The 25,531-nt window shown below is 72.2% G+C and carries 20 protein-coding genes; 13 read left to right on the top strand and 7 right to left on the bottom strand.

Going from position 1 to position 25,531, the window contains the following annotated elements:
* Positions 1-19: 19 nt before the first annotated feature.
* The 4 genes from ASF89_RS04950 (at position 20) to ASF89_RS04935 (ending at position 3,283) form a co-directional block, all read left to right on the top strand.
* Entirely contained in the window at positions 20-1,312 is a 1,293-nt protein-coding gene (locus ASF89_RS04950) for an O-acetylhomoserine aminocarboxypropyltransferase/cysteine synthase family protein (protein WP_055794276.1), read from the top strand.
* A gap of 7 nt (positions 1,313-1,319) precedes the next feature.
* A complete protein-coding gene (locus ASF89_RS04945) occupies positions 1,320-1,895 on the top strand; it encodes a CoA-binding protein (protein ID WP_055794274.1) in 576 nt (191 codons plus the stop codon).
* Positions 1,896-1,974: 79 nt separating this feature from the next.
* On the top strand, positions 1,975-2,847 hold the full coding sequence (locus ASF89_RS04940) for a sulfurtransferase (RefSeq protein WP_162240685.1): 873 nt from the start codon (positions 1,975-1,977) through the stop codon (positions 2,845-2,847).
* 88 nt (positions 2,848-2,935) lie between these two features.
* Positions 2,936-3,283, top strand: a complete 348-nt coding sequence (locus ASF89_RS04935) for a hypothetical protein (protein ID WP_055794270.1) — start codon at positions 2,936-2,938, stop codon at positions 3,281-3,283.
* A 72-nt stretch (positions 3,284-3,355) separates the two neighbouring features.
* Here ASF89_RS04935 and ASF89_RS04930 read toward each other — a convergent pair whose 3' ends face one another.
* The 7 genes from ASF89_RS04930 to ASF89_RS04900 all read right to left on the bottom strand — a co-directional run bounded on the left by ASF89_RS04930 (position 3,356) and on the right by ASF89_RS04900 (position 12,499).
* Positions 3,356-5,560, bottom strand: coding sequence for a thioredoxin domain-containing protein (locus ASF89_RS04930; protein ID WP_055812497.1), 2,205 nt, complete (start codon positions 5,558-5,560; stop codon positions 3,356-3,358).
* A gap of 9 nt (positions 5,561-5,569) precedes the next feature.
* Positions 5,570-6,769 carry a bifunctional 2-methylcitrate synthase/citrate synthase gene (locus ASF89_RS04925; RefSeq protein ID WP_055795471.1) on the bottom strand — a complete coding sequence of 400 codons (1,200 nt, stop codon included), beginning with the start codon at positions 6,767-6,769 and terminating at the stop codon, positions 5,570-5,572.
* A 62-nt stretch (positions 6,770-6,831) separates the two neighbouring features.
* Positions 6,832-7,734 (bottom strand): methylisocitrate lyase, encoded by a 903-nt coding sequence (gene prpB, locus ASF89_RS04920; RefSeq protein WP_055812493.1) that lies wholly within the window; start codon positions 7,732-7,734, stop codon positions 6,832-6,834.
* Complete coding sequence (locus ASF89_RS04915) at positions 7,734-9,305, bottom strand: MmgE/PrpD family protein (RefSeq protein ID WP_055812490.1); 1,572 nt, start codon at positions 9,303-9,305, stop codon at positions 7,734-7,736. The genes prpB and ASF89_RS04915 overlap by 1 nt, the downstream gene beginning before the upstream one ends.
* Positions 9,305-10,237 (bottom strand): DMT family transporter, encoded by a 933-nt coding sequence (locus tag ASF89_RS04910; RefSeq protein ID WP_200937097.1) that lies wholly within the window; start codon positions 10,235-10,237, stop codon positions 9,305-9,307. Before ASF89_RS04910 ends, ASF89_RS04915 begins: the two co-directional genes overlap by 1 nt.
* A gap of 103 nt (positions 10,238-10,340) precedes the next feature.
* The gene (locus tag ASF89_RS04905; RefSeq protein ID WP_055812484.1) at positions 10,341-11,927 is read right to left on the bottom strand and encodes a long-chain fatty acid--CoA ligase; all 1,587 of its coding nucleotides are present in this window, start codon (positions 11,925-11,927) and stop codon (positions 10,341-10,343) included.
* Between the two features lie 92 nt (positions 11,928-12,019).
* Positions 12,020-12,499: a helix-turn-helix transcriptional regulator gene (locus ASF89_RS04900; RefSeq protein ID WP_055812480.1), complete on the bottom strand. Its 480-nt coding sequence runs from the start codon at positions 12,497-12,499 to the stop codon at positions 12,020-12,022.
* Positions 12,500-13,144: 645 nt separating this feature from the next.
* Here ASF89_RS04900 and hrpA point away from each other — a divergent pair.
* From hrpA to ASF89_RS04850, 9 genes are all read left to right on the top strand, one after another.
* Positions 13,145-17,062 carry an ATP-dependent RNA helicase HrpA gene (hrpA, locus tag ASF89_RS04890; protein ID WP_055812474.1) on the top strand — a complete coding sequence of 1,306 codons (3,918 nt, stop codon included), beginning with the start codon at positions 13,145-13,147 and terminating at the stop codon, positions 17,060-17,062.
* Positions 17,063-17,165: 103 nt separating this feature from the next.
* Positions 17,166-18,176 (top strand): LacI family DNA-binding transcriptional regulator, encoded by a 1,011-nt coding sequence (locus ASF89_RS04885; protein WP_055794254.1) that lies wholly within the window; start codon positions 17,166-17,168, stop codon positions 18,174-18,176.
* A 150-nt stretch (positions 18,177-18,326) separates the two neighbouring features.
* Positions 18,327-19,223, top strand: coding sequence for a glucose 1-dehydrogenase (locus ASF89_RS04880; RefSeq protein WP_055794252.1), 897 nt, complete (start codon positions 18,327-18,329; stop codon positions 19,221-19,223).
* Positions 19,224-19,300: 77 nt separating this feature from the next.
* Complete coding sequence (locus tag ASF89_RS04875; protein ID WP_235476286.1) at positions 19,301-20,071, top strand: AzlC family ABC transporter permease; 771 nt, start codon at positions 19,301-19,303, stop codon at positions 20,069-20,071.
* Positions 20,068-20,379: an AzlD domain-containing protein gene (locus ASF89_RS04870; RefSeq protein WP_055794250.1), complete on the top strand. Its 312-nt coding sequence runs from the start codon at positions 20,068-20,070 to the stop codon at positions 20,377-20,379. The genes ASF89_RS04875 and ASF89_RS04870 overlap by 4 nt, the downstream gene beginning before the upstream one ends.
* A 116-nt stretch (positions 20,380-20,495) precedes the next feature.
* Positions 20,496-21,863 (top strand): extracellular solute-binding protein, encoded by a 1,368-nt coding sequence (locus ASF89_RS04865; protein ID WP_055794247.1) that lies wholly within the window; start codon positions 20,496-20,498, stop codon positions 21,861-21,863.
* A 187-nt stretch (positions 21,864-22,050) separates the two neighbouring features.
* Positions 22,051-22,956 carry a carbohydrate ABC transporter permease gene (locus ASF89_RS04860; protein WP_055813126.1) on the top strand — a complete coding sequence of 302 codons (906 nt, stop codon included), beginning with the start codon at positions 22,051-22,053 and terminating at the stop codon, positions 22,954-22,956.
* A complete protein-coding gene (locus ASF89_RS04855) occupies positions 22,953-23,864 on the top strand; it encodes a carbohydrate ABC transporter permease (protein WP_055794245.1) in 912 nt (303 codons plus the stop codon). Before ASF89_RS04860 ends, ASF89_RS04855 begins: the two co-directional genes overlap by 4 nt.
* A gap of 76 nt (positions 23,865-23,940) precedes the next feature.
* On the top strand, positions 23,941-25,476 hold the full coding sequence (locus ASF89_RS04850; protein ID WP_055794242.1) for an alpha-N-arabinofuranosidase: 1,536 nt from the start codon (positions 23,941-23,943) through the stop codon (positions 25,474-25,476).
* Positions 25,477-25,531 lie beyond the last annotated feature (55 nt).

The following is a 25,531-nucleotide window of genomic DNA, read 5'->3' as shown; positions in this document are numbered from 1 at the left end:
CAGCGGCTAGCGTTGGCGCATGGCAGATCGTGAGTACGGCTTCCGCACGCGGGCTATCCACGCGGGCAACATCCCCGACGCGGTGACGGGCTCGCGGGCCCTCCCCATCTACCAGTCGAGCGCGTTCGTGTTCGACGACACGGAGGACGCCGCGGCGCGGTTCGCGCTGCAGAAGTACGGCAACATCTACAGCCGCCTGGCCAACCCGACCACGGCCTCGTTCGAAGAGCGCATCGCCAGCCTCGAGGGGGGTCTCGGCGCCGTCGCGACGTCGAGCGGGCTGAGCGCCCAGTTCATCACCTTCGCCTCGCTCGCCGGTGCGGGCGATCACATCGTCGCGAGCGCCAACCTGTACGGCGGCTCGATCACCCAGCTCGACGTCACCCTCCGCCGGTTCGGCGTCGAGACGACGTTCGTCCAGTCGAGCGACCCGGCCGACTACGCCGCGGCCATCACCCCGAAGACGAAGCTGGTCTTCGTCGAGACCGTCGCGAACCCGTCCGGCGAGATCGCCGATCTCGAGGGTCTCGCCGAGGTCGCCCACGCAGCCGGCGTGCCCCTCATCGTCGACTCGACCATCGCGACCCCGTACCTGAACCGCCCGATCGAGTGGGGCGCCGACGTCGTCATCCACTCGGCCACGAAGTTCCTCGGCGGCCACGGCACCACCCTCGGCGGTGTGGTCGTCGAGTCGGGCCGCTTCGCCTGGGACTCCGAGCGGTTCCCCCTCTTCGACCAGCCCGTCCCGAGCTACGGCGGGCTCAACTGGTCGGGCAACTTCGGCGAGTACGCCTTCCTGACCCGCCTCCGCGCCGAGCAGCTGCGCGACATCGGCCCCGCGCTGGCACCTCACTCGGCCTGGCTGCTCGCCCAGGGCGTCGAGACCCTGCCCTTCCGGATGCGCGCCCACGTCGAGAACGCCCGTCACGTCGCCGAGTGGCTCGACGCCGATCCTCGGATCGAGCGCGTCCGCTGGGCCGGGCTGCCCGGCCACCCTCACCACGACCGGGCGGCGAAGTACCTGCCCGAGGGGCCGGGCTCGGTGTTCACGTTCGAGCTCAAGGGCGGTCGCGCGGCCGGGAGGACGTTCATCGAGTCGGTCGAGCTGGCGAGTCACCTCGCGAACATCGGCGACGCGAAGACCCTCGTCATCCACCCCGGTTCGACCACCCACGCGCAGCTGAGCGAGCAGCAGCTCGTCGATGCGGGCGTGCTGCCCGGGTCGGTGCGGATCAGCGTCGGCATCGAGGACCCGGCCGACATCGTGCACGACCTCGACCAGGCGCTCCGCGCCGCGACGAAGGGCGAGTGACCCCGCCATGACCGACATCACCGAGACCGTCACCACGCAGCTGAGCAACGGGCTCACCTGCGAGCTCCCCTCGGGCTCGCCGCTCGCGAAGCTCCTGAAGTCGCAGCGGACCTGGGTCGGACCGAGTGCGAAGGAGCGTCAGGCGATCCTCCGCGGGGCGCAGTCCGTCGCCATCGTGGGCGCGTCGCCCAACCCGACCCGCTCCTCCTACTTCGTCGGCACCTACCTGCAGCAGTCGAGCGACCTGCGCGTGTACTTCGTGAACCCGAACGCCGAGACGATCCTCGGGCAGAAGGCCTACCCCGACCTCGCGTCGCTGCCCGAGGTACCCGACATCGTCGACGTCTTCCGCAAGGCGAGCGACATCCCCTCGGTCGTCGACGACGTGCTCGCCAGCGGCGCGAAGACGATCTGGGTGCAGCTCGGCATCTACAACGAGGAGGCGGCGAGGTACGCCGAGCAGAACGGGCTCACCGTGGTCATGGATCGCTGCATCAAGGTCGAGCACGCGAGGTTCCACGGCGGTCTCAACCTCATGGGCTTCGACACCGGGGTGATCTCGGCCAAGAAGACCGGTCGCTGACCCCGCCGGGGCGGCGGCTCGTGACGCCGTGTTGCCCGCCTGACGCCGGATGTCGGTCGTCGTGGCTACGGTGGGGCCCATGCCCCCTGTGCTGACCTCCCCTCTCGTCTCGACCCAGTGGCTCGCCGACCACCTGGGCGCCGACGACATGGTCGTGGTCGACACCACCGTGCGTCCCGTCGCGGGTGTCGACGGCACCCCGACCGGGCGCTTCACCACGGGTCGCGAAGGGCACCGGGCCGAGCACGTGCCCGGCGCCGTCTTCGCCGACCTCATCGGCGACTTCAGCGACTCGGACGCCCATCTGCCCTTCACGCGCCCGGGTCGGGCGCGCTTCGAAGACGCCGTCGGCGCGCTCGGCATCTCGAACGAGACCACCGTCGTCGTATACGACGACGCCCGCAGCGAATGGGCGTGCCGCCTGTGGTGGCTGTTCCGTGCATTCGGGTACGACGACGTCGCCGTGCTCGACGGCGGAGCGAGCGTGTGGCGCGACGAGCGCCGCCCGGTCGAGCGCGGTCACGTCGAGCCCGACCCGACCCTCTTCGAGGCCGTCGAGCGACCCGATCTGTGGGTCGACAAGACCTTCGTCGAACGCGTCGTGGCCGGCGACGAGTCGGCGGCCCTGGTCTGCGCCTCGCCGGCGCCCGAGTTCGCGGGGCTCGACGGTCGACGCCCACGGCTGGGGCACATCCCCTCGAGCGTGTCGGTGCCGGTCGAGCGGCTGGTCGACCCCGACCACCAGTTCCGGGCCGAGAGCTCGATCGAAGCCGCGTTCGCCCCCGTGGCCGGTGCCGGCCGCGTCGTCGTCTACTGCGGCGCCGGCATCGAGGCGAGCGCCGACGCCTTCGCCCTGACCCTCATCGGCGAGCGGAACGTCGCCCTGTACGACGGTTCGCTCGACGAGTGGTCATCTGACGCCGAAGCACCCCTTCGGACTCTGGCCGCCTGAGGGCTCCGGGCGGCCCCGGGCGGGCGATCCGTGCCGGGCCGGCCGGACGCACATGTCGCGCGCACCTCCACGGCGTACGGTGCCGCGCATGCACGATGACGAGCAGGACACCCAGCCCAGCGACACCCAGGCGAGCGACTCGAGCAGCGACTCGACCGGCAGCACCTCCCCCGCGGCCGACGGCACGACGGAGAACGACGACCCGACGGCCGACTTCCCGCGCAGCGAGAAGACGACGGCGGAGATGCAGCGATCGGACACCACCGACTCGCCCGCGGTCGACGACGACATCGACGCAGACGCCGTCAAGACGCTCCCCGGCGAGGGGGGACCGGACGACGTCGGAGACATCGAGGTCGATCCCGCCGATCTGAACCTCTCGGGCGACTCGATCCCCGGTCACCCCAAGCCCGGCCCGCCCAAGCCCCGGGCCTGAGAGCCCACTCGCCCACCACGGGGTGGACGGGTCCCGCACGATCCTGCGGGGTCCCGTCCACCCCGTCGTGCTTCAGGCCCCGTCCACCGCGCCGGCCACGGACGTGGCACCGACCACGGCCGCGGTCGCCAGTTCGCGCACGAGCGACCGCGAGTCGGTGACCGGCAGACGACAGACCGAGTCCCGGCAGACGTAGGCCGTCGGCGCCGGGCCGGCATCGGACCCCGCCGAGAAGGCACGACGCCCCTCGAAGAGCTCGAACCCGGCCTCCGCGAAGGCTCCCGCCTCGTCGTCGTCCACGACGACGACCACGAGTCCCGGTGCCACCTGACGCCGCGCCAGGTCGGCGAGGCCCACCTCGGCGTCGGCGCCACCGGCATCCGTCTCGGTGCCGGCGTCGGCAGCAGCACCGCCGTCGGCGGTGGCGGTGGCTCCCCTGCCGGCGTCGGCCGGACCCGCGCCCGCGCCGCCGTCCGCGCCTGCACCCGGCACCACGACGACGACCTGCGTCGCGCCCGCCGCGAGGTCGGCGAGGACCCCGAACGTCGTGCCGTACGCGGACGGCGAGCCGAGGGCGGCCGAGGCGGTCGGCGCGAGGGCGAGCTCGGCGGCGGTCCGGTAGCGCGCCTCCCCGGTGATCCGGTGGAGGGTCGCCGAGGCCGTCGCGATCGCGGCGGTGCCCGACGGGTAGGCGCCCTCCGACGGGTCGCTGACGAGGGCCGTGCCCTGGGCCGCGAGCACGGGGTCGACGCCGCCGGGGGCGACGAAGACGGGGTCGTCCGCACCCTCCCGACCCGCGCCTCCTCGGCTGCGGTCGCCGGCGTCGAGGCAGCGATCGACGAGTTTCCGCCCCTCGACGGCGTAGCGGGGCGTCCCGGACGCCAGGGCGAGCTGCAGCAGCCCCTCGGCGAGCATGCCGTGATCCTCGAGCGTCGCCACGGCGGTCGACACCCCGGAGGACGTGGAGGCGCGCAGCAACCGCCCCTCCGCCGTCACGTGCTCGCGCAGCAGCACATCCGCCGCCTCGCGTGCCGCGTCGATCCACTCGGGCCGACCGAGTCTCGATCCGGCCTCCGCCAGGGCGGCGATGGCGAGCCCGTTCCACCCGGTGAGGACCTTGTCGTCGACAGGGGGCGCCTCGTGCCGTGATCGGCCGGCGGCGTCGAGCAGGTAGTAGCCGCCCTCGACGCGGCGCCCGTCGATCGTGCTCTCGCTGTCCTGAGCCGAGCCGAAGGCGCCGCGAGCGGTGCGAAGCCGCTCGAGCAGGAACGTCGCGACCCCCGCGGCGATCCGACGGGCGGGGACCGCGTCGGCGTCACGACCGAAACCCGCGGCGGCACCGGCACCCGCACCCGCAGCACCGGCACCGGCACCCGCACCGGAGCCCTCCAGCACGGCCAGCCGCGAGTAGGCGGTCAGCAGCAGCGCGTTGTCGTAGAGCATGCGCTCGTAGTGCGGGTCGGCCCAGTCGTGCCGGGTCGAGTAGCGGAAGAAGCCGCCCTCGACCGCGTCGCGGAGGGGCGACGCCGCCATGGCCCGCAGCGTCCGCGACGCGAGCCCGGCCGCCGTCTCGTCGCCGCCGGCGCCGAGTCCGAGCAGCGCGAGCTGCAGCGGCGCGGTCGGGAACTTCGGGGCCCCGCCCAGCCCGCCGTGCTCGGTGTCCTCGAAGGGCGCGAGTCGGCCGGCCGCCGCCCTCAGGTCGTCGGTCGACGGCAGCACGACCGACGTCTCGGGCACGATCGGCGACACGGCCCCGTCGGCGACCGCAGGAGGCGCGGCTCGACCGGACAGCGCCTCCTGGACCGCTCGGGCGGTCGCCTCGACCTCGGCGCGCCGATCGCGCCACGCCTCGGTCACGGCGTCGAGCACCTGGCCGAAGGCGGGGTGCTCGCCGACCGGGGTCGGCGGGTAGTAGGTGCCCGCGTAGAAGACCCGACCCTCGGGCGTCGCGAAGGCCGTCAGGGGCCACCCGAGACTCGGGGTGAAGGCCGAGGCGGCGGCGAGGTAGCTGGAGTCGACGTCGGGGTGCTCCTCGCGGTCGACCTTGACGGCGACGAATCGCGCGTTCAGCCCCTCGGCCAGCACCGGGTCCGAGAAGCTCTCGCGCGCCATGACGTGACACCAGTGGCACGTCGAGTAGCCGATCGAGACGAGCACGGGCACGTCGCGACGGGCGGCCTCGGCGAACGCCTCGGCGCCCCACGGACGCCAGTCGACGGGGTTCTCGGCATGCGAGCGGAGGTACGGGCTGACGGCGTCGGCGAGGCGGTTGGTCATGCCCCCACGCTAGGCCGGGGCCGCACCCTCCGCGCGGGGCGGCACGTCGCGCAGCTCGGCGCCGTCGTAGTGGCTGAGCGGCCTGATCAGCGAGTTCGCCTCGCGCTGCTCGATCACGTGAGCGCTCCAGCCGAGCACGCGCGAGGCGACGAACAGCGGGGTGAACACGGCGGTGTCGAAGCCCATCAGGTGGTACGCCAGCCCCGAGGGGTAGTCGACGTTGGGCTTGAGGCCCTTCTTCTCGAGCACGCCCGCGGCCAGGACGTCGTAGGTGGCGGCGAGGTCCGCGATGCGGGCGTCTCCGGAGGCGCGGGCCCGGTCGACGAGACCGGCGAGCGCCTGCTCCATCGTCGGCACCCGGCTGTCGCCGTTCTTGTAGACGCGGTGCCCGAAGCCCATGATCTTCTCGCGACGGGCGAAGGCGCCGTCGAGCCATTCGCCCGCACCCTCGGCCCCGCCGGCGTCGGTGACTCGGGCCAGGAGCTCGAGGGCGGCCTCGTTCGCACCGCCGTGCAGCGGGCCCTTGAGCGCGCCGATCGCGCCGACGATCGACGAGTGGAGGTCGGACAGGGTCGACGCGATGACGCGCGCCGTGAACGTCGACGCGTTGAACGAGTGCTCGGCGTAGAGCACCATCGACGTGTCGAACGCCCGGACGTCGAGCGGGTCGGCCTCGCGTCCGAAGACCTGGTGCAGGAAGTCCGCGCTGTAGCCGAGGTCGTCGCGCGGCGGGACCGGCGGCAGGTCGTGGCGGCGACGCTGGTCGTAGGCGATGACGGCGGGCAGCACCGCGAACAGGCGCGTCGCGATCCGACGCGTGGCGTCGGCGTCGTATTCGCCGGGCGCGGTGCTCGGCTCGGGCTGAGCCGCGCCGAGCGCGCTGACGGCCGTGCGGACGACGTCCATCGGGTGCGCCGAGGTCGGGATCAGATCGATGACGTGCAGGAGGCCCGGTGCCAGCGGCCGGGCGGCCCGCAGCTCGGCGTCGAACGCGGCCCGCTGCTCGGCCGTCGGCAGCTCGCCGTGGATCAGCAGATGGGCGACGTCCTCGATGTCCCGCTCGGCCGCGAGCTGCTGCACGGGATACCCGCGGTAGAGCAGCGAGTTGCTGGCCGCGTCGACCTTCGACACCGCGGTGCGATCGACGACGACGCCGGCGAGTCCCTTGTGCAGCTCGACGGGCGGTGGGGAGGTGATGGTGTCGGTCATGGTCACTCCTTCGTGATCCTGTGGTCTCGGCGGGCCCGGCGCGGGTGCGTCGGGCCCCGCTGTCAGCGTTCGACGGTGAAGTCGAAGACGCTCGAGTCGAACGCCGTGTATCCGCGGTAGTCGATCAGGTCGTAGAGATCGCTGCGGTGCTGCATGGAGCCGAGCAGCGCCTCCTGGGTGCCCGCCGTCGCGATCTCGTCGAGGCCGCGCGAGGCGGCGCCCATCGCGAGTCGCAGCAGCGTCACCGGGTAGATGACGATCCGCACCCCGGCGTCGCGCAGCTCGTCGGCGGTGTGGAGGCGGCCCTTGCCGAACTCGGTCATGTTGGCGAGCACGGGCACGTCGACGGCCCGGGCGACGGCCTCGAACTCGTCGAGGCCGGTCATCGCCTCCGGGAACACCGCATCGGCCCCGGCATCGACGAGCGCCCTGGCCCGGTCGACCGCGGCGCCGAGGCCGTCGACGGCCCGGACGTCGGTGCGCGCCATGATCAGCAGATCGGGGTCGCGTCGACCGTCGGCGGCTGCGCGGATGCGCTTGAGGGCGGTGTCGAGATCGACGACCGCCTTGCCGTCGAGGTGACCGCAGCGCTTCGGGTTGACCTGGTCCTCGATGTGGAGGCCGGCGACGCCGGCGTCCTCCATCGTCTGCACGGTGCGGGCGACGTTCATGGGCTCGCCGAATCCCGTGTCGGCGTCCACGAGGGTCGGCAGGTCGGTCATCCGTGCGATCTGAGCGGCCCGCTGCGCGACCTCGGTCAGCGTGGTCAGGCCGATGTCGGGCAGACCGAGATCGGCGCTGACGACGGCGCCCGAGACGTAGACGCCCTCGAAGCCCTTCTGCTCGATGAGGCGCGCGCTCAGGGGGTTGAACGCCCCCGGCAGGCGCAGCAGCTCGTCGGAGTCGTCCAGTCGGGCACGGAGCCGACGACGCTTCTCGGCCGGGGTCAGGGTCGAGTACAGCATCAGAACAGCCCGTCGGGCAGGGCGTCGTCGGCCGCTCGGAGCGACCCGGGAGGCGCGGCGAGGCTCAGCCCCTGCAGCTCGCCGGCCCGGAGGTCGGGGAGGCGCGCGGCCGTGTCGAGGAACCTCTCGATCTCGTCGTCGGCCAGCACGCCGGCGGCCAGGGTGCGGAACTTCCGCACGTAGTCCTCTCGACCGAAGGGGCGGGCGCCGAGCGGGTGGGCGTCGGCGACCGAGATCTCGTCGACCAGACGGCGCCCGTCGGCGAACTCGACCTCGATGCGACCGCCGAACGCCTTCTCGGCCGGATCGATCGAGTGGTAGCGCCGCGTCCACTCCGGGTCCTCAGCCGTGGTGATGCGGCGCCAGAGCGCGACGGTGTCGGGGCGGGCGGCGCGCTCGGGGGCGTAGCTGCGCTCGTGGTGCCACTCGCCGTCCTGGAGGGCGACGGCCACGATGTAGGGGATCGAGTGGTCGAGGGTCTCGCGGCTGGCCGTCGGGTCGTACTTCTGCGGGTCTCCGGCGCCCGAGCCGATCACGACGTGCGTGTGGTGACTCGTGTGCAGCACGATCGATCCGATCGCGGCGGGGTCGCGGAGCTCGGGGTGCTCCCGTCCGAGCCGGCGGGCGAGGTCGATCCACGCCTGGGCCTGGTACTCGGCGCTGTGCTCTTTCGTGTAGCTGGCGAGGATGGCGCGCTTCGACTCGCCGGGGCCGGGCAGCGGCACCCGGTAGTGGGCGTCGGGGCCGTCCAGCAGCCAGGCGATGACGCCGTCCTCGCCCTCGTAGATCGGGCTGGGGCTCGTCTGACCGCGCAGAGCCCGGTCGACGGCCTCGACGGCCTGCTTGCCGGCGAACGCGGGGGCGTAGGCCTTCCAGGTCGAGATGAGGCCCTTGCGCGACTGCCGCGTCGCGGTCGTGGTGTGCAGCGCCTGCGCGATGGCCTGAGCCGTCGTCTCGGCGTCGAGTCCGAGCAGCGCGCCGATGCCGCCCGCCGCGCTCGGCCCGAGGTGCGCCACGTGGTCGATCTTGTGGGCGTGCAGGCTGATCGCCGAGACGAGGTCGATCTGCAGCTCGTAGCCGGCGGCGAGACCGCGCACCAGCTGCTCTCCGGTCGCGCCGACGTGCTGCGCGACGGCGAGCACGGGCGGGATGTTGTCGCCGGGGTGCGAGTACTCCGCCGCGAGGAACGTGTCGTGGAAATCGAGCTCGCGGACGGCCACGCCGTTCGCCCACGCCGCCCACTCGGGCTGCACGCGGATCGCGGGGTCGAGGCCCACGACGGTGGCGCCCTCGCGACCGCGACCGGCGGCGCCGGAGCGACCCGCGCCTCCTCGGGGATCGTCGGGAGCCTGCCGACGGGCGGCGGCCTGGGCCCGGGCGGCCGCGACGGGGGCCCGCCCGAGGCTGGCGGCGGACACGGCGGCGTTGTCGATCACCCGGTTCACGATCATGTCGACCACGTCGACGTCGACGGCCACGGGGTCGAGGGCGACGGCGGCCAGCTTGGCGGCCAGCTCGTCGGCCCGGGCGAGGGGGTCGTCGGAACGGTGGACGTGCACGTCGTTGAGCATCACGCCCTCGACTCTAGGCGCGACCGGCCGGGTCGCGCGACGGCCACGGCGACGACGCCCGCGAGCACCAGCGCGACGCCGAGCCAGCCGAGGGGCGACAGCCGCTCGCCCACGACCAGCACGGCCAGCAGCGTCGCGACGACGGGCTCGAGCAGCGTCACCGTCGTGGCCCGCGAGCCCGTCACCGTGCGGAGTCCCCGGCCGAAGGCGAGGTACGCGACGAACATCGGGCCGAGGGCGAGGTAGGCGGCGACCCCGACCGACGCCGTCGACTGCAGCAGGGGCGCGCCGGTCAGCAGCAGCACCGGAAGGAGCAGCAGGGCGCCGACGCCGAACTGGGCGGCCATCGAGCCCCGCGACGGATGCCCGTCGCGCATGAGGCGGCCGGCGGTGTCGGTGTAGACGGCGTAGGCCAGACCCGCGAGCAGACCGAGGGCGATCCCGGCGAGCAGGTCGGCGTCCGCGCCGGTCGTGGTGCCGAGCGGGCCGGCGACGGCCGCCCCGTGCCCCGCGCCCCCGCCGACGAGCAGCACGACGCCGAGCACGGCTGCCCCGGCCGACAGGGCCCAGCGTCGGTCGAGCGGGCGCCCGGTCCCCCGCGTCACGACGAAGCGCTCGAGGAGCGCCGCGAACACCGGCGCCGTCCCGAGCGCGACGACGTTGCCGACCGCGACCCCGGCGAGCGACATCGACGAGTAGAACGCGAGCGGGTACGCGGCGACGGCGAGCGCCCCCGGGAGGATCCTGCGCCAGGCGGACGCGCCTCCTCGGAGGACGGCGACGGTCGCCCGAGGCGCCGTCAGCGCCAGCAGCAGACCGCCGACGCCCATGGTCGCGGCGCCGGTCGCCAGGGGGCTCACATCGCCCGGCAGCAGGGTCGCGGCCGTGCCGGTCGTGCCCCAGAGGAGCGCGGCGAGCACGATGGCGGGCATGGCCGTCATCGTAGGGCGCAGCGGACCCGTGTGCGTCGAGGAGGTGCGGGGCGGGTCCGCCGGGCCGCGCGGGTCAGGGGCGGCCGGGTCAGGGGCGCTCGGGTCAGAGGGCGCTCGGCACGACCTCGGGCGCGGTGAAGCGGGCGACGAGCTCGCGCTTCAGGATCTTGCCGCTCGGCCCGAGGGGCAGCGACTCGACGATGTGCACGACGCGGGGGAACTTGTAGGCCGCGATCTCGTCCGAGACGAACGTCACCAGCTCGTCGGCGCCGACGGTCGCACCCTCGCGGAGCACCACGGCCGCCTCGATCTCCTGTCCGTGTCGCTCGTGCGGCACGCCGAAGACGGCCGCCATGGTCACGTCGGGGTGCGTCGCCAGCACCTCCTCCACCTGCCGCGGGTACACGTTGTAGCCGTTGCGGATGATCATGTCCTTCGTCCGGTCGACGATGGTGAGGTAGCCGTCGTCGTCCTTGGTGCCGAGGTCGCCGGTGCGGAACCAGCCGTCGACGATGGCCTCGGCCGTGTCGTCGGGGCGGTTGAGGTAGCCGTTCATCAGATTGTGGCCGCGGATGACGAGCTCGCCGATCTCGCCGTGGGGCAGCAGCGCGATGGAGTCGAGGACGCCGGGGTCGGCGATCTCGACGTCGACGCCCCAGATCGGGGTGCCGATGGTGCCCGGCCGCGGTGTGCGCCCGACGTGGTTGAAGGTCGCGACCGGCGAGGTCTCGGTCAGTCCGTACCCCTCGTGCAGCGGTGCACCGAAGACCTGCTCGAAGCGCTGCAGCACGGCGAGCGGCAGCGAGGCTCCGCCCGAGACGGCGTACCGGAGGGTCGGTCGGGCGTCGGAGCGCGTGGCCGCGTCGAGGAGCGCCATGTACATCGTCGGGACGCCCATGAAGATGGCGCACTCGTGCTCGACCATGGCCGCGAGGGCGGCGTCGCCGTCGAAGCGCGGCAGCATGACGATGGTCGCGCCGGCCCGCAGACCGGTGTTCATGGTGCAGGTCTGACCGAAGGTGTGGAACAGCGGGAGGGCGCCGAGCAGCACGTCGCCGCGTCGCATGTCGAAGGTGCTCATCAGGTTGGTGTTGACCTGCTCGATGAGCGCGAAGTGCGACCCCTCGGCCCCCTTCGGCTTGCCGGTCGTGCCGCTCGTGTAGAGGATCGTCGCGGTGTCGAACGGGTCGCGGGGCACGTAGGTGTCGAGCGGCTCGGCGGTCTCGGCGAGCGCCTCGAGCCGGTCGTGCCCGGTGCCGTGCGGGTCGACGGGGCTTCCCGGGGCGAGCACGGTGACGACGTCGACGCCGGCGAGCGAGGCGCCGGCGGCGCCCTCGGCGAGCAGCGGGGCGGCGCAGACGAGGATGGTCGAGCCGCTGTCGCGGAGCACGTACTCGATCTCGTGGCGCTTCAGCAGCGCGTGGACGGGCACGGCGACGGCGCCGAGGGCGAGCGTCGCGTAGTACACGCGGGGGAAGTCCGCGACGTTGGGCACGAGCATGGCGACGCGGTCGCCCTCGCGGACCCCCTTGGCGCGGAGGGCGCCGGCGTAGGCGAGGGTCTGCTGCCAGAGGTCGGCGTAGGAGGTGCGCTCGGCTCCCACGATCACCGCGATGTCGTCCGCGAAACGCGTCGCGGACTCGGCCAGGATCGCGGCGACCGATGCGGTCGCGCGAGAGGGGGTGCTCATGTTCGGGTGTTCTCCGTCTCCGTTGACGAGTGATCCTCGCAGGATAGTACGTCCCCCCACAGACCCCCACCCGGGAGGCACGGCCTCCGCCATCACTCGAATCCGCCACCCCCGTCGGCGTCCCGCGCCCACGGGCTGCGCCCGATTCCGCGCTCGCTGAGATTCAGTCGGCCCGCCCCGGGCCGAGCCGAGCGGAGAGGAGCGGACGTCGCGGAGGGCTCCGGTTCCGTCACCACGCCGCGGCGGACGCGGAGCCGGTGGACCGGGACGACCCAACCGAGTTCCCGGTCGGCTCCACCCTCCGACCAGACGTCGCGCCACTCGTCGACCGCCTGATCGACGAGGTCGAGCCAGGCGTCGGCCAGGAAGTGGTATCGGGTGGGACCATCCTCGAGGACCAGGGTGAAGCCGGACTCGCGGAGGACGCCGAGGTGGTGCGAGACGCTCGACCATCCCTTGCCGGTCGAGTCGTGGATCATCGTGGCGATGTCGCCTGACGACGCCGCACCCCGGCACAGCAGCTCGACGATCTCGTGGCGCACGGGGTCGGACAGGACGACGAACGGGCTCACGCGGCGTGAGCGCCCACCGCGCGGACTCACGGAGCCGCTCTCGCAGGGTCGCGCGGGGCGTCCGTCACGGCGCTGAGCACGGCGTCGCCCTCAGCATCGCTCGCGGCGGCGGAGGCCGCCCGGAGCAGCAGGAGGTCCGTCGTCGCGGAGACTATTACGCACACATGCGCAGCCCGCCTCTCCGAAGCCCGCCCGTGCTCCGCGGAGCCGCGCAGCGACGCGCACCTCGCGACACCCCGCCAGGCATGCCACGACCCCCGCTGCGCATCCACGCGTACTAGCGCCCCAGCGAACACACCACTCCACCTCCGAGCCACCCGCCCCCGCCCCGTCCCGTCCCTCGCTACGCATCCACGCGTAATAGCGCCCCAGCAGGCACACGAACCCGCCGCCGCCCTCGTCGCCGCCGACGACTCGTACGCCCGCAGCTCGCACGCCCGCGCATCACCGGCCAGACGCAGGCACTCCCCTGCGGAACTCATCGTCGGCAGGAGACGCGAGGCGAGCGGCTCGTCGCAGGAGGCAGGCATGACTCGAGACTGCGGGCAGGGCCGATCCGCGCCTCCTCGGCCCCGTTCCGCCTGGGGAGAACGCCCGCCCCCGCGCGCCGGGGGAGGGCGCACGACCGCTTAAGCTGGAACGCCCATGATCCCCACCATCACGTACCCGGCCGAGCTGCCGGTCAGCCAGCGGCGCGACGACATCTCCGCCGCGATCCGCGACAACCAGGTCATCATCGTCGCCGGCGCCACCGGCTCGGGGAAGACCACGCAGCTGCCGAAGATCTGCCTCGAGCTCGGCCGCACGAAGATCGGGCACACGCAGCCCCGCCGCATCGCCGCCCGCACCATCAGCGAGCGCATCGCGGAGGAGCTCGGCGACGAGGTCGGCGGCGTCGTCGGCTACCAGGTCCGCTTCGACGACCGGGTGGGCGCCGACACGCAGATCAAGCTGATGACCGACGGCATCCTGCTGAACGAGATCCACTTCGACCGCGACCTCGAGCGCTACGACACGATCATCATCGACGAGGCCCACGAGCGCAGCCTCACCATCGACTTCCTGCTCGGCTACCTCAAGCAGCTGCTGCCGCGTCGCCCCGACCTCAAGCTCATCATCACCAGCGCCACGATCGACCCGCAGTCGTTCTCGCGCCACTTCGGCGACGCCCCCATCGTCGAGGTCTCGGGCCGCACCTACCCCGTCGAGGTCCGCTACCGCCCCCTCGTCGCCGACGACGCGGCCGGCGACGACGACGACGACCTCGACGACGACGAGGACGACGACCGGCGGGAGGCGCGGCGCGGCCCGTCCTCCGGGTCCCGCTCCGGCCCCGGGCCCGGCTCCGGCTCCGGCTCCGGCGGACGGCAGCGCGCCGACGACAAGGACTACCTCCAGGGCATCAACGAGGCGCTCGACGAGCTCGCCGGCGAGAGCTCGGGCGACGTGCTCGTGTTCCTCAGCGGCGAGAACGAGATCCGCGACGCGGAGGAGAGCATCCGCGGTCGCAACCTCCCGCACACCGAGGTCCTGCCGCTCTACGGCCGCCTCAGCGCAGCCGATCAGCACCGGGTCTTCCGGCCCAGCACGACCGCGGGCACGCGGCGACGCATCGTCCTCGCGACCAACGTCGCCGAGACCAGCCTCACCGTGCCGGGCATCAAGTACGTGATCGACGCCGGCACCGCCCGCATCAGCCGCTACTCGACCCGTGCCAAGGTGCAGCGCCTCCCGATCGAGGCCATCTCGCAGGCCAGCGCGAATCAGCGCTCGGGCCGCTCGGGCCGCACGAGCAGCGGCATCGCGATCCGTCTCTACAGCGAGACCGACTTCGAGAAGCGCCCCGAGTACACCGAGCCCGAGATCCTCCGCACGAACCTCGCCGCGGTCATCCTGCAGATGATCTCGCTCGACCTCGGCGACATCGCGGCGTTCCCGTTCCTGCAGCCGCCGGACTCCCGCGGCATCAAGGACGGCCTCGACCTCCTCCGCGAGCTCGGTGCCGTGACCCAGGGCGGGCAGATCACCCGCGTCGGCAAGCAGCTGACCCGCCTGCCGATCGACCCCCGGCTGGCCCGCATGGTCGTCGAGTCGAAGACCCACGGCACGACCCGCGAGGTGCTCGCCATCGTCGCCGCCCTCAGCATCCAGGACCCTCGCGAGCGTCCGCTCGAGAGGCGCGCGCAGGCCGACGAGAAGCACGCGCGGTTCCGCGACCCGGCCGGCGACTTCATGACCCTGCTGAACCTCTGGAACCACCTCGAGGACAAGCAGAAGGAGCTCAGCGGCAACGCCTTCAAGCGCCTCTGCCGCGACGAGTTCCTGAACTACCTGCGGATCCGCGAATGGCAGGACGTCTACCGCCAGCTGTCGCGCGCCTCCCGCCCTCTCGGTCTGCACATCGGCGAGCGCAGCACGAACCCCGACGGCGTGCACCGCAGCCTGCTCGCCGGCCTGCTCAGCCAGATCGGCCTGTTCGACCCGCAGAAGAAGGACTACGTCGGCGCCCGTCAGTCGCGCTTCGTGGTGTTCCCGGGCAGCGCCCTCGCGAAGAAGCAGCCGGCGGCCATCATGAGCGCCGAACTCGTCGAGACGAGCCGCCTCTTCGCCCGCGTGAACGGCGCCATCGACCCCGCGTGGGCCGAGCCGCTCGCCCCCGACCTCGTCAAGCGCAGCTACGGCGAACCCCACTGGGAGAAGAAGCAGGGCGCGGTCGTCGCCTACGAGCGCGTCACGCTCTACGGCGTCCCGATCGTGCCGAGGAGGCGCATCCAGTTCTCGCGCATCGACCCGGCCTACGCGCGCGAGCTGTTCATCCGGCACGCCCTGGTCGAGGGCGACTGGGAGTCCCGCCAGGCCTTCGAGCAGCAGAACCAGCGGCTGATCCGCGAGCTGACCGAGGTCGAGGAGCGGACGCGCCGCCGCGACATCCTCGTCGACGGCGACGCGGCGTTCGAGTTCTTCCAGCGCCGCATCCCCGCCGACGTCGCCAGCACGCGCGACTTCGAGGGCTGGTGGCGCAAGGCGAGGACCGAGACGCCCGACCTGCTGACCATGACCGCCGCCGACCTGCTGGGCGACGACGAGCCCGACGTCGACGAGCAGGGGTTCCCGAGCACCTGGCAGCAGGGCGACCAGACGCTCACGCTGCGCTACAAGTTCGAACCCGGCGCCGACGACGACGGCGTGACGGTCGTCGTGCCCCTGCCTCTGCTGCCGCGCCTGCGGCCGGTCGGCTTCGACTGGCAGGTGCCGGGCCTCCGCGACGAGCTGGTCACCTCGCTCATCAAGTCGCTGCCGAAGCAGATCCGCAAGAACGTCGTCCCCGCCGCCGACTGGGCGAAGCGGATCACCGACGAGCTGCCCGACGCTCCGCCGACCGACGTGTCCGAGCCGTTCACGGCGACCCTCGCCGCGGTCATCAAGAAGCTCACCTACACGCCGGTCTCGGCCGACGACTTCGATCTCGCCCGGGTGCCCGCGCACCTCCGGGTGACGTACGCGGTCGTCGACGACCGCGGGCGGGCCGTCGGCGCCGACGAGGACCTCGAGGCGCTGCAGCACCGTCTCCGCGACGCCACGCGCGACAGCGTCGCGCGGGTCACGCAGGGCGGCGGACGCGACGCGCGCGGCCGCGGGAGCCGAGGAGGCCCGGGTCGGGTCGCCGAGGCCGACCAGCGCCCCGCGAACTCGCTCGAGCGCGCCGGCATCACGTCGTGGGACTTCGACGAGCTGCCCGCGGTCGTCGACACGCGGCACGGCGACACCGTCATCCGCGCCTACCCGGCCCTCGTCGACCACGGCGACTCCGTCTCGATCACGCTCATGGCCACCCCGGCCGATCAGGCCCTCGCGACGCCGAAGGGCGTCCGGCGGCTGCTCATGCTCGCGACACCCTCGCCGGTGGCGTACGTGCAGCAGCATCTGACGAGCCCCGAGAAGCTGATCCTCGCGACGAGCCCGTACCAGAACACGGCGGCGCTGTTCGCGGACTGCCTCGTCGCCGTCGTCGACGACGTCCTGTTCCGGGTGAAGCCCGACGGCATGGTGATGACGAAGAAGGAGTTCCTCTCGACCCGCGACCGGGTCTCGAGCGCGGTCATGGATCAGATGTTCCAGACCGTGTCGCTCGTCGCCCGCACCCTGACCGCCGCGCGCGACGCCGACAAGGCGCTGAAGGGCGCGACGTCGATGAATCTGCTCGCGGCCCTGACCGACATGCGCCAGCAGCGCGACCGGCTCGTCTACCCGGGCTTCGTGTCGGCGACCGGGCTGCAGCAGCTCCAGCGGGTGCCCGTGTACCTCGTGGGCATCGCCCGACGGACGACGAAGCTGCTCGAGAACCCGCAGCGCGACCGCGTCTGGTTGAGCGAGGTGCAGCAGGCGACCGAGCGGTACGAGTCGGCCGGCGGGACGTTCCCTCCGACCGGCACCGCGCCTCCTGCGCTCGTCCGGGCCCGGTGGATGCTCGAGGAGTTCCGGCTCAGCCTGTTCGCCCAGGACCTGCGGCCGAGCGAGAGCGTCTCGCTGCAGCGCATCGTCAAGGTGCTCGCCTCCGCCTGAGCGGCCAGTACGACGAGACCGTCCGAATCCGCCCGGACCCCGCCGCGCACGCCGGGGTCCGGGCGGGTTCCCGGGGTCTCGCGGCCGCCGCTAGCCTTGGCGCATGCGTGCGACGGTGAAGGACGTGGCGACCCTCGCCGGGGTCTCGCCGAAGACCGTGTCGAACGTGATCAACGGGGTCGTGTTCGTACGACCCGAGACCCGCGAGCGCGTCGAGCAGGCGCTGACGGAGCTCGACTACGTGCCGAATCTCAGCGCGCGGGGGCTCCGCAACGGACGCACCGGGTCGATCGCGCTGGCGTTCCCGGACCTCACCACCCCGTACAGCGCCGAGATGTCGCACTGGTTCGTCGAGGTCGCGCACGAGCGCGGCTGGTCGGTGCAGCTCGAGCAGACCGGCATGCGACCCGAACGCGAGGGCGAGCTGCTGCTGCGCGGCAAGGAGCACCTCGTCGACGGTCTCGTGCTGAACCCGACCAGCCTCGACGAGAGCGCCATCGTCGGCGCCGAGAGCCTGCCCCCGCTCGTCGTGATCGGCGAGGTCGAGCAGACCCTCGTCGACCAGGTGCGCGTCGACAGCGTCTCGGCCGCCCGCGACATGACCGAGCACCTGATCGGACTCGGTCATCGACGCATCGCCGTGCTCGGCAGCTCGGGCCGCGACTTCGACACGGCGACGGCGCGCGCCCGCACCCAGGGCTGGACCGAGGCCATGGCCGCCGCCGGCCTCGCGGTCGACGAGGGCCTTCGCTGGTCGTGCGACGCGTGGTCGCCCGCCGCCGCCTCCGCCGCCGTGACCGAGGCCCTCGCCCGGCACGACGCACCCGACGCGCTCTTCTGCTTCACCGACTCGCTGGCCATCGGCGCCGTGCACGCGCTCTGGTCGGCGGGCCTCCGCGTGCCGGACGACGTGTCGGTCGCCGGATTCGACGACATCACCGACGGCCGCTTCGTCCTGCCGCCGCTCACCACCGTGGCCCTCGACAAGAGACTGTTCGCCGTCCGCACCCTCGAGCTGCTCGCCGCCCGCATCGCCGACCGCGACCGGCCGCCGGAGCTCGCGATCATCCCGCACACGATCGTCGCGAGAGCGAGCACGGCTCCGCGACGCTGACCGGCGGGCCGAGCGCCCGGGTCGACCCGCGCCTCCGGCCGTTCCGTTCGTCGTCGGGATAGACGACGGCCGTTCTTCAGCGACCCCTGACGAGGAGGCGCGGCGAGGCCTACCGTCGGACCTCCCCTGCCGAGATCGAGAGGCTCCACCATGTCCGCAGACCAGTACGCATTCGAAGACCCCACCAAGAAGTTCGCCGACATCACCCCGAAGGCCCAGTACCTCGAGGGCGCCGGCACCGACGAGGAGCTCAGCTCGCCCGCCGACCACGGCGAGGAGACCTATCGCGGCTCGGGTCGCCTCGAGGGCCGCAAGGCGCTCGTCACCGGCGGCGACTCGGGGATCGGCGCGGCCGTCGCCATCGCCTACGCCCGCGAGGGCGCCGACGTCGCCATCAGCTACCTCGCCGAGGAGGAGGAGGACGCCCAGCGCATCGTCGGACTCATCGAGGCCGCCGGCCGCAAGGCCGTCGCCCTGCCGGGCGACATCAAGGACCGCCAGGTCTGCCTCGACCTCGTGCAGAAGGCCGTCGACGGTCTCGGCGGGCTCGACATCCTCGTGAACAACGCCGGCAAGCAGCAGCACGTCGAGGACTTCGCCGACCTCGACGACGAGAACTTCGACGACACCTACAAGACCAACGTCTACGCCATGTTCTGGATCACGAAGGCCGCCCTGCCGCACCTCGCCCCCGGGTCGACCATCATCAACACGACGTCGATCCAGGCGTACCAGCCCGCCCCGATGCTCGTGGACTACGCCTCGACGAAGGCCGCGATCAACACCTTCTCGAAGGGCCTCGCGATGCAGCTGGCCCCCAAGGGGATCCGCGTCAACGCGGTCGCGCCCGGCCCGATCTGGACTCCCCTGCAGCCCGCCGGCGGTCAGCCGTCGGATGCGCTCCCCGACGTCGGCAGCCAGACGGCCCTGGGCCGCTGGGGTCAGCCGGCCGAGCTCGCCCCCGCCTACGTGTTCCTCGCGTCGGGCGAGTCGAGCTACGTCGTCGGCGAGACGCTGCACGTCGACGGCGGCATGCCCACGCCGTAGGCCCCGCGCGCCCGGCGGCCGGCTCGGGCGGGAGACGCCGGGAGTCATCCGCCCGCTCCCACCCCTACGCTGGGAGCGTGTCGACGCCCGCAGCCCCTCTGCCGCTGCGCCGCTCCCCCGGTGTCCGGGTCGGCGTCTCGATCGCCGTCGCGACGGGACTCTACGGGGTCTCGTTCGGCGCCCTCGCCGTCGCCTCGGGCTTGACGACCGCGCAGGCCTGCGTGCTCAGCCTGCTGCTGTTCTCGGGCGGCTCGCAGTTCGCGTTCGTCGGGGTGATCGCCGGCGGGGGCGCAGGGTCCGCCGCCGCCGGGGCCGCCGCGCTGCTCGGCGTCCGCAACGCGATCTACGGCATGCAGTTGAATGCGCTGCTGCGCCCGCGCGGTCTGCTCCGCCCGCTGGCCGCCCAGGTGACCATCGACGAGTCGCTCGCGACGAGCACCGGTCAGTCCGACCCGGTCGAGCAGCGCCGCGGGTTCTGGGTCGCCGGCGTAGGCGTCTTCCTGCTCTGGAACCTCTTCACGCTGATCGGCGCCCTCGCCGGCGACGCGCTCGGCGATCCCCGTCGCTGGGGCCTCGACGGAGCGGCCGTCGCCGCGTTCCTGGCCCTGCTCTGGCCCCGCCTCCGCACGCGGGACGCGGGCGCGGTCGCCGTCGCCTGCGCGCTGGTGACCGTGATCGCCGTGCCCTTCGCGCCGCCGGGCGTGCCGATCGTGCTGGCCGCCGTCGTCGCCGCCGGTCTCGGCTGGTCCGGCGGCCGGGCCGGAAGCGGCCACGGCCGCGTGGTGGGCGCGGACGCGTCCGAGGGGCCGGCCGACGACGCCGGCGAGCACCGAGGAGGCGCGGTGTGAGCACCTGGATCTGGATCGGCGTCGCCTGCGTGGTCGCGTACCTCACGAAGCTCAGCGGCTACCTCGTGCCGCGGTCGCTGCTGTCGGACCCACGCGTCGCGCGGGTCGCCGGCACCCTCACGATCGGGCTCCTTGCCTCGCTGACGATCGCCAACACGGTGGCGACGGGCCAGCAGCTCGTGCTCGACGCCCGACTCGGGGCGCTGGTCGCCGCGGGGATCGCACTCGTGCTCCGTGCGCCCTTCCTCGTCGTGGTCGTCGCGGGGGCTGCGGCGGCGGCCGGGCTGCGCCTCCTCGGACTGCCCTGACCCGCGCCTCCTCGGCCCGCGCCATGGGGCGGACCGAACTCGCAGCCCGCTCTTGCGCATCGGTTACAACGATGTAATGCTGTCGGCAGTCGACGATTCACGAAGGAGTGACACCGATGACCCCACGTTCAGCGACGCCCGGCGCACCGAGCGAGACGCCCCCGGCCCACGGCCTCAGCCGCCGGAACCTGCTGGTGGGCGGGGCCGCCATCCTCGGCGGCGCGTTCGCCGTCGGCGGCCTCGCCGGCTGCTCGACCGGCGCCGTCTCCGGCTCCGGCGCAGTCGCCGACCTCAGCTTCTGGCACCTGCTGAGCGGGGGCGACGGCATCAAGATGTCCGCCCTGATCGATCAGGCCAACGCCCAGAACCCCGAGTTCCGGGCGACCCAGACGGTGCTCGCCTGGGGCACGCCGTACTACACCAAGCTCGCGATGGCCTCGGCCGGGGGCCGCGCCCCCGACGTCGCCATCATGCACGCGTCGCGGGTCCCGGGCTACGCCCCCGGCGGGCTGCTCGACCCGTGGGACGTCGACAAGCTCGCCTCGTACGGCGTGCGCGAGCAGGACTTCGCCCCCGCCGTCTGGAAGGCCGGCTTCAGCGGCGACAGGCTCTTCTCGGTCGCGCTCGACTCGCACCCGTTCATCCTGCTGTACAACACGGAGATCGCCGAGAAGGCCGGGGCCCTCGGCGGCGACGGACGCCTCGTCGACATCACGAGCCCCGAGCAGTTCCTCGAGGTCGCGAACGCCATGCAGGCGGTCACCGGCAAGCACGGCGCCTCGTGGGGCTACCTCAACGACGGCGCCCAGCTCTGGCGCATGTTCTACACGTTCTACAAGCAGCAGGGCGCCGACATGGTGCTCACCGAGGGCGGCACGGTCGAGTACGACGAGGCCGCGGCGGTCACCGCGCTCGAGTTCATGCAGAAGATGACCGACGGCACGGCCATGGCCACCGCGAGCGACATCCAGTCGGGCATCGCCGAGTTCGTCAGCGGCGAGAGCGGGATGCTCTTCACCGGGGTGTGGGAGGTCCCGAGCGCCCAGAACGCCGGGATCCCCTTCGACGCCGGCATCATCCCGACCCTCTTCGGCACGCCGGCCGTCTACGCGGACTCGCATTCGTTCGTGCTGCCGCGGCAGAGCGAGGTCGACGACGTCAAGCGCGAAGACGTCTACAAGATGGTGTCGACCATCCTGAAGGACTCCATCTCGTGGGCCGAGGCCGGGCACATCCCCGCCTACGGTCCCGTCGTCGACAGCTCCGCGTACGCCGAGCTGCAGCCCCAGGCGAACTACGCCGAGGCGGCGCAGTACCTCAACTACGACCCGCCCGCCTGGTTCACGGGCTCGGGGTCGGACTTCCAGACGTACTTCCTCGACAACGTCCAATCCGTCGTGCTGTCGAAGAACGACGCCGCGGCGGGCATGCGCGCGTTCGTGAACCGCGTCAACACGCAGCTCTCGCGGCCGGCGCCGGTGTGAGCGGGCCGACCCGCGCCTCCTCGGCTCCGGCCCTTCAGGAGGCGCGTCACCAGCGGACATCGCCCGTCGCGACACCGCACCACCCCATGACACACGACGACGAAGGAGTCGACCTGTGACCACCACGACGGTCAAGGCCCGCGGGGCCGGCGCCGGCACGACGACGCGATCGGCGGCGCCCGAGCGGGTGCGGACCGGTTCGCGCCTGAAGCCCGGCGCCCACAAAGACAACCGGATCGGCTGGGGGTTCGCCGCCCCGTTCGCCATCCTGTTTGGATTGTTCCTCGTCTGGCCCGTCATCCACGGGCTGTACCTCAGCTTCACCGGGCAGAGCCTCACCGGCTCGGGCGGCGAGCTGATCGGCGTCGCGAACTACGCCGAGGCCTTCGCCGACGGCGACATGTGGCGTTCGATGGCCAACACGCTGTGGTTCACGGTGCTGAGCACGATCCCGCTGGTCGTCATCGCCCTGCTGCTCGCCCTGCTGGTCAACACGGGGCTGCCGGGTCAGTGGCTCTGGCGGCTGAGCTTCTTCCTGCCGTACCTGCTCGCGTCGACCGTCGTCTCGCTGTTCTGGATCCAGCTCTACAGCCCGACGCTCGGGCCGATCAACAACGTCCTCGCCACCGTCGGCCTGCCGCAGCCGGCCTGGCTGCAGGATCCGAACACGGCCATGATCGCCGTCGTCGCGACCACCGTCTGGTGGACCGTCGGCTTCAACTTCCTGCTGTACCTGGCGGCGCTGCAGAACATCCCCGACCAGCAGTACGAGGCGGCGTCGCTCGACGGCGCCGGACGCTGGCGGTCGCTGCTGTCGATCACCATCCCGCAGCTCGGCCCGACCACCGGCCTGATCGTCATCCTGCAGGTGCTGGCCTCGCTCAAGGTCTTCGACCAGATCTACCAGATGACCACCGGCGGACCGGCGGGCAGCACCCGCTCGGCGGTGCAGTACATCTTCGACACCGGCTTCACCGGCTACCGCTTCGGCTACTCGTCGGCCATCTCGTACATCTTCTTCGCCCTGATCATCGTCATCTCGGTCGCGCAGTTCGCCATCGCCGCGCAGCGCCGGAAAGGAGCCCAGCGATGACCGCCCCCGCCGTCGCCCCGGGCAGCGGACTCCGCGCCCCCACCGCCGAGCGCGCCCGGCGCCCGCACAAGCCGGGCCAGCGCCGCTTCGGCCCGCTCGCCGTCGTCAGCGTGGTGGTCCTGATCGTGCTGGCCGCGCTCTGGCTGCTGCCGTTCCTCTGGTCGCTGTCGACCTCGTTCAAGAGCGAGGCCGACGCCGCGGCGACACCGCAGACCTGGCTCCCCGCCGGAGGCTTCACGCTCGACGCCTACCGCGCCGTGCTGGCCCAGGGGAACATCCCCACGTGGCTCTTCAACAGCCTGTTCACGTCGATCGTCATCACGCTGATCGTCGTCGCGACGTCTGCGCTGGTGGCCTACGCCTTCTCACGCCTCGACTTCGCCGGCAAGAAGTGGCTCTACGTCGCCACCATCGCGTCGATCATCATCCCGCCGCAGGTGCTGATCGTGCCGCTGTTCTACCAGATGCTCGCCTTCAACATGGTCGACACGTACTGGGGCGTGATCCTGCCGCAGGCCATCGCGCCGGCCATGGTCTTCGTGCTCAAGAAGTTCTTCGACCAGGTGCCCATCGAGCTCGAGGACGCCGCGCGGGTCGACGGCGCCGGCCGCATCCGGGTGTTCTTCACGATCCTGCTGCCGCTGTCGCGCCCCATCCTCGGGGCCGTCTCGATCTTCGTGTTCATCGGCGCCTGGAACAACTTCCTCTGGCCCTTCATCGTCACGAACGACGCCGCCCTGCTGACCCTGCCGGTCGGCCTGCAGACGATCGAGAGCGCCTACGGCATCCAGTACGCGCAGAACATGGCATCGGCGATCCTCGCGGCGCTGCCCCTCATCCTGGTGTTCCTGTTCTTCCAGCGGCAGATCATCAAGGGCATCTCGACCACCGGCTTCGGGGGGCAGTGACCGACCCGCGCCTCCCCGTCCCCTCCCGACAGACCGCACCACCGACACCGCACGCCACGACCTCCTGAGGAGCACCATGTCCACCGCCCGCATCACCGTCGACCGCGAGTTCACGATCGGCGAGGTCCCCCGCCGCATCTTCGGCTCGTTCGTCGAGCACATGGGCCGCTGCGTCTACACCGGCATCTACGAGCCCGGTCACGCGACCGCCGACGAGAACGGCTTCCGCCACGACGTGCTCGAGCTCACCAAGGAGCTCGGCGCCACCGTCATCCGCTACCCCGGCGGCAACTTCGTCTCGGGCTACAACTGGGAGGACGGCGTCGGCCCCGTCGACCAGCGGCCTCGCCGCCTCGACGGCGCCTGGCACACGGTCGAGTCGAACGCGTTCGGCCTGCACGAGTTCGTCGAATGGTCGAAGCTGGCCGGCACCGAGGTCATGGAGGCCGTGAACCTCGGCACCCGCGGCGTCGACGCGGCCCGCGAGCTCGTCGAGTACTCCAACCACGCCGGCGGCACCGCGCTGAGCGACCGCCGCATCGCCAACGGCGCGAAGGACCCCTTCGACATCAAGCTCTGGTGCCTCGGCAACGAGCTCGACGGCCCCTGGCAGATCGGCCACAAGACCGCCACCGAGTACGGCCGCCTGGCTCAGGAGGCCGCGAAGGCGATGAAGTTCGTCGACCCGACCATCGAGCTCGTCGCGGTCGGCAGCTCGGGTCGCGGCATGCCCACCTTCGGGGCCTGGGAGCACGAGGTCCTGACGCACGCCTACGACGAGGTCGAGTACGTCTCGATGCACGCCTACTACCAGGAGCACGACGGCGACGCGAAGAGCTTCCTGGCGACGGCCGTCGACATGGACGCCTTCATCGACGAGGTCGTCTCGACCATCGACGGCGTCAAGGCGGCGGGCAAGCACACGAAGCAGGTCGACATCTCGTTCGACGAGTGGAACGTCTGGTACCAGACCGGCCTCGACACCGACGACCAGCCGCACAACGTCTCGAAGGGCTGGGTCGAGCACCCGCGTCTGATCGAGGACCAGTACAACGTCACGGACGCCGTCGTCGTCGGGACGTTCCTGAACTCGCTGCTGCGCCACGGCGACCGGGTCAAGATCGCGAACCAGGCGCAGCTGGTCAACGTGATCGCCCCCATCCGCAGCGAGCAGGGCGGGCCGGCGTGGCGTCAGACGATCTTCTGGCCGTTCGCGCGGATGGCCGCGCTGGCGTCGGGGCAGATCCTCCGCACGCTCGTGACGAGCGACAAGGTCGACACGGCCAAGTACGGCGACGCCGATCTCGTCGACGTGAGCTCGACCTACGACGAGGAGACGGGGCGGGTCGCGTTCTTCCTCGCGAACCGCGGGCTGGACGAGGCGGCCGACGTCGAGATCGCGCTGCGCGGGTTCTCGGGCGCACGCGTCACGCGCGCCGAGCTGCTCACCGTGCCCGAGGGCGGGGACCGCTTCACCTCGAACACCGAGCAGGCGCAGGACGCCGTCGGCCTCGTGCCCCTCGAGGGCGTCACCGTCGACGAGGGCTCGGCGCGCCTGACGCTGCCGGCCCTGTCGTGGGCGGTCGTCGAGCTCGAGGTCGGCAAGGCGTAGCGCGCGCCGCGCGCCGCGAGACCCCGGTCGGTCGCCGAGACCCCTGTGCGCGCAC

The organism is Frigoribacterium sp. Leaf172 (assembly GCF_001424285.1).
GTDB lineage: Bacteria > Actinomycetota > Actinomycetes > Actinomycetales > Microbacteriaceae > Frigoribacterium.
Note: the sequence above shows the minus strand (reverse complement) of the source record. Positions and strands in the feature narration are given on the sequence as shown.

Coding starts and splice junctions, on each gene's coding strand:
- ASF89_RS04930 (WP_055812497.1), bottom strand. CDS start 5,560: ATGACCAACCGCCTCGCCGACGCCGTCAGCCCGTACCTCCGCTCGCAT.
- ASF89_RS04850 (WP_055794242.1), top strand. CDS start 23,941: ATGTCCACCGCCCGCATCACCGTCGACCGCGAGTTCACGATCGGCGAG.
- ASF89_RS04925 (WP_055795471.1), bottom strand. CDS start 6,769: ATGACCGACACCATCACCTCCCCACCGCCCGTCGAGCTGCACAAGGGA.
- ASF89_RS04910 (WP_200937097.1), bottom strand. CDS start 10,237: ATGCCCGCCATCGTGCTCGCCGCGCTCCTCTGGGGCACGACCGGCACG.
- ASF89_RS04905 (WP_055812484.1), bottom strand. CDS start 11,927: ATGAGCACCCCCTCTCGCGCGACCGCATCGGTCGCCGCGATCCTGGCC.
- ASF89_RS04885 (WP_055794254.1), top strand. CDS start 17,166: ATGCGTGCGACGGTGAAGGACGTGGCGACCCTCGCCGGGGTCTCGCCG.
- ASF89_RS04865 (WP_055794247.1), top strand. CDS start 20,496: ATGACCCCACGTTCAGCGACGCCCGGCGCACCGAGCGAGACGCCCCCG.
- ASF89_RS04880 (WP_055794252.1), top strand. CDS start 18,327: ATGTCCGCAGACCAGTACGCATTCGAAGACCCCACCAAGAAGTTCGCC.
- ASF89_RS04940 (WP_162240685.1), top strand. CDS start 1,975: ATGCCCCCTGTGCTGACCTCCCCTCTCGTCTCGACCCAGTGGCTCGCC.
- hrpA (WP_055812474.1), top strand. CDS start 13,145: ATGATCCCCACCATCACGTACCCGGCCGAGCTGCCGGTCAGCCAGCGG.
- ASF89_RS04950 (WP_055794276.1), top strand. CDS start 20: ATGGCAGATCGTGAGTACGGCTTCCGCACGCGGGCTATCCACGCGGGC.
- ASF89_RS04855 (WP_055794245.1), top strand. CDS start 22,953: ATGACCGCCCCCGCCGTCGCCCCGGGCAGCGGACTCCGCGCCCCCACC.
- ASF89_RS04915 (WP_055812490.1), bottom strand. CDS start 9,305: ATGCTCAACGACGTGCACGTCCACCGTTCCGACGACCCCCTCGCCCGG.
- prpB (WP_055812493.1), bottom strand. CDS start 7,734: ATGCTGTACTCGACCCTGACCCCGGCCGAGAAGCGTCGTCGGCTCCGT.
- ASF89_RS04945 (WP_055794274.1), top strand. CDS start 1,320: ATGACCGACATCACCGAGACCGTCACCACGCAGCTGAGCAACGGGCTC.
- ASF89_RS04935 (WP_055794270.1), top strand. CDS start 2,936: ATGCACGATGACGAGCAGGACACCCAGCCCAGCGACACCCAGGCGAGC.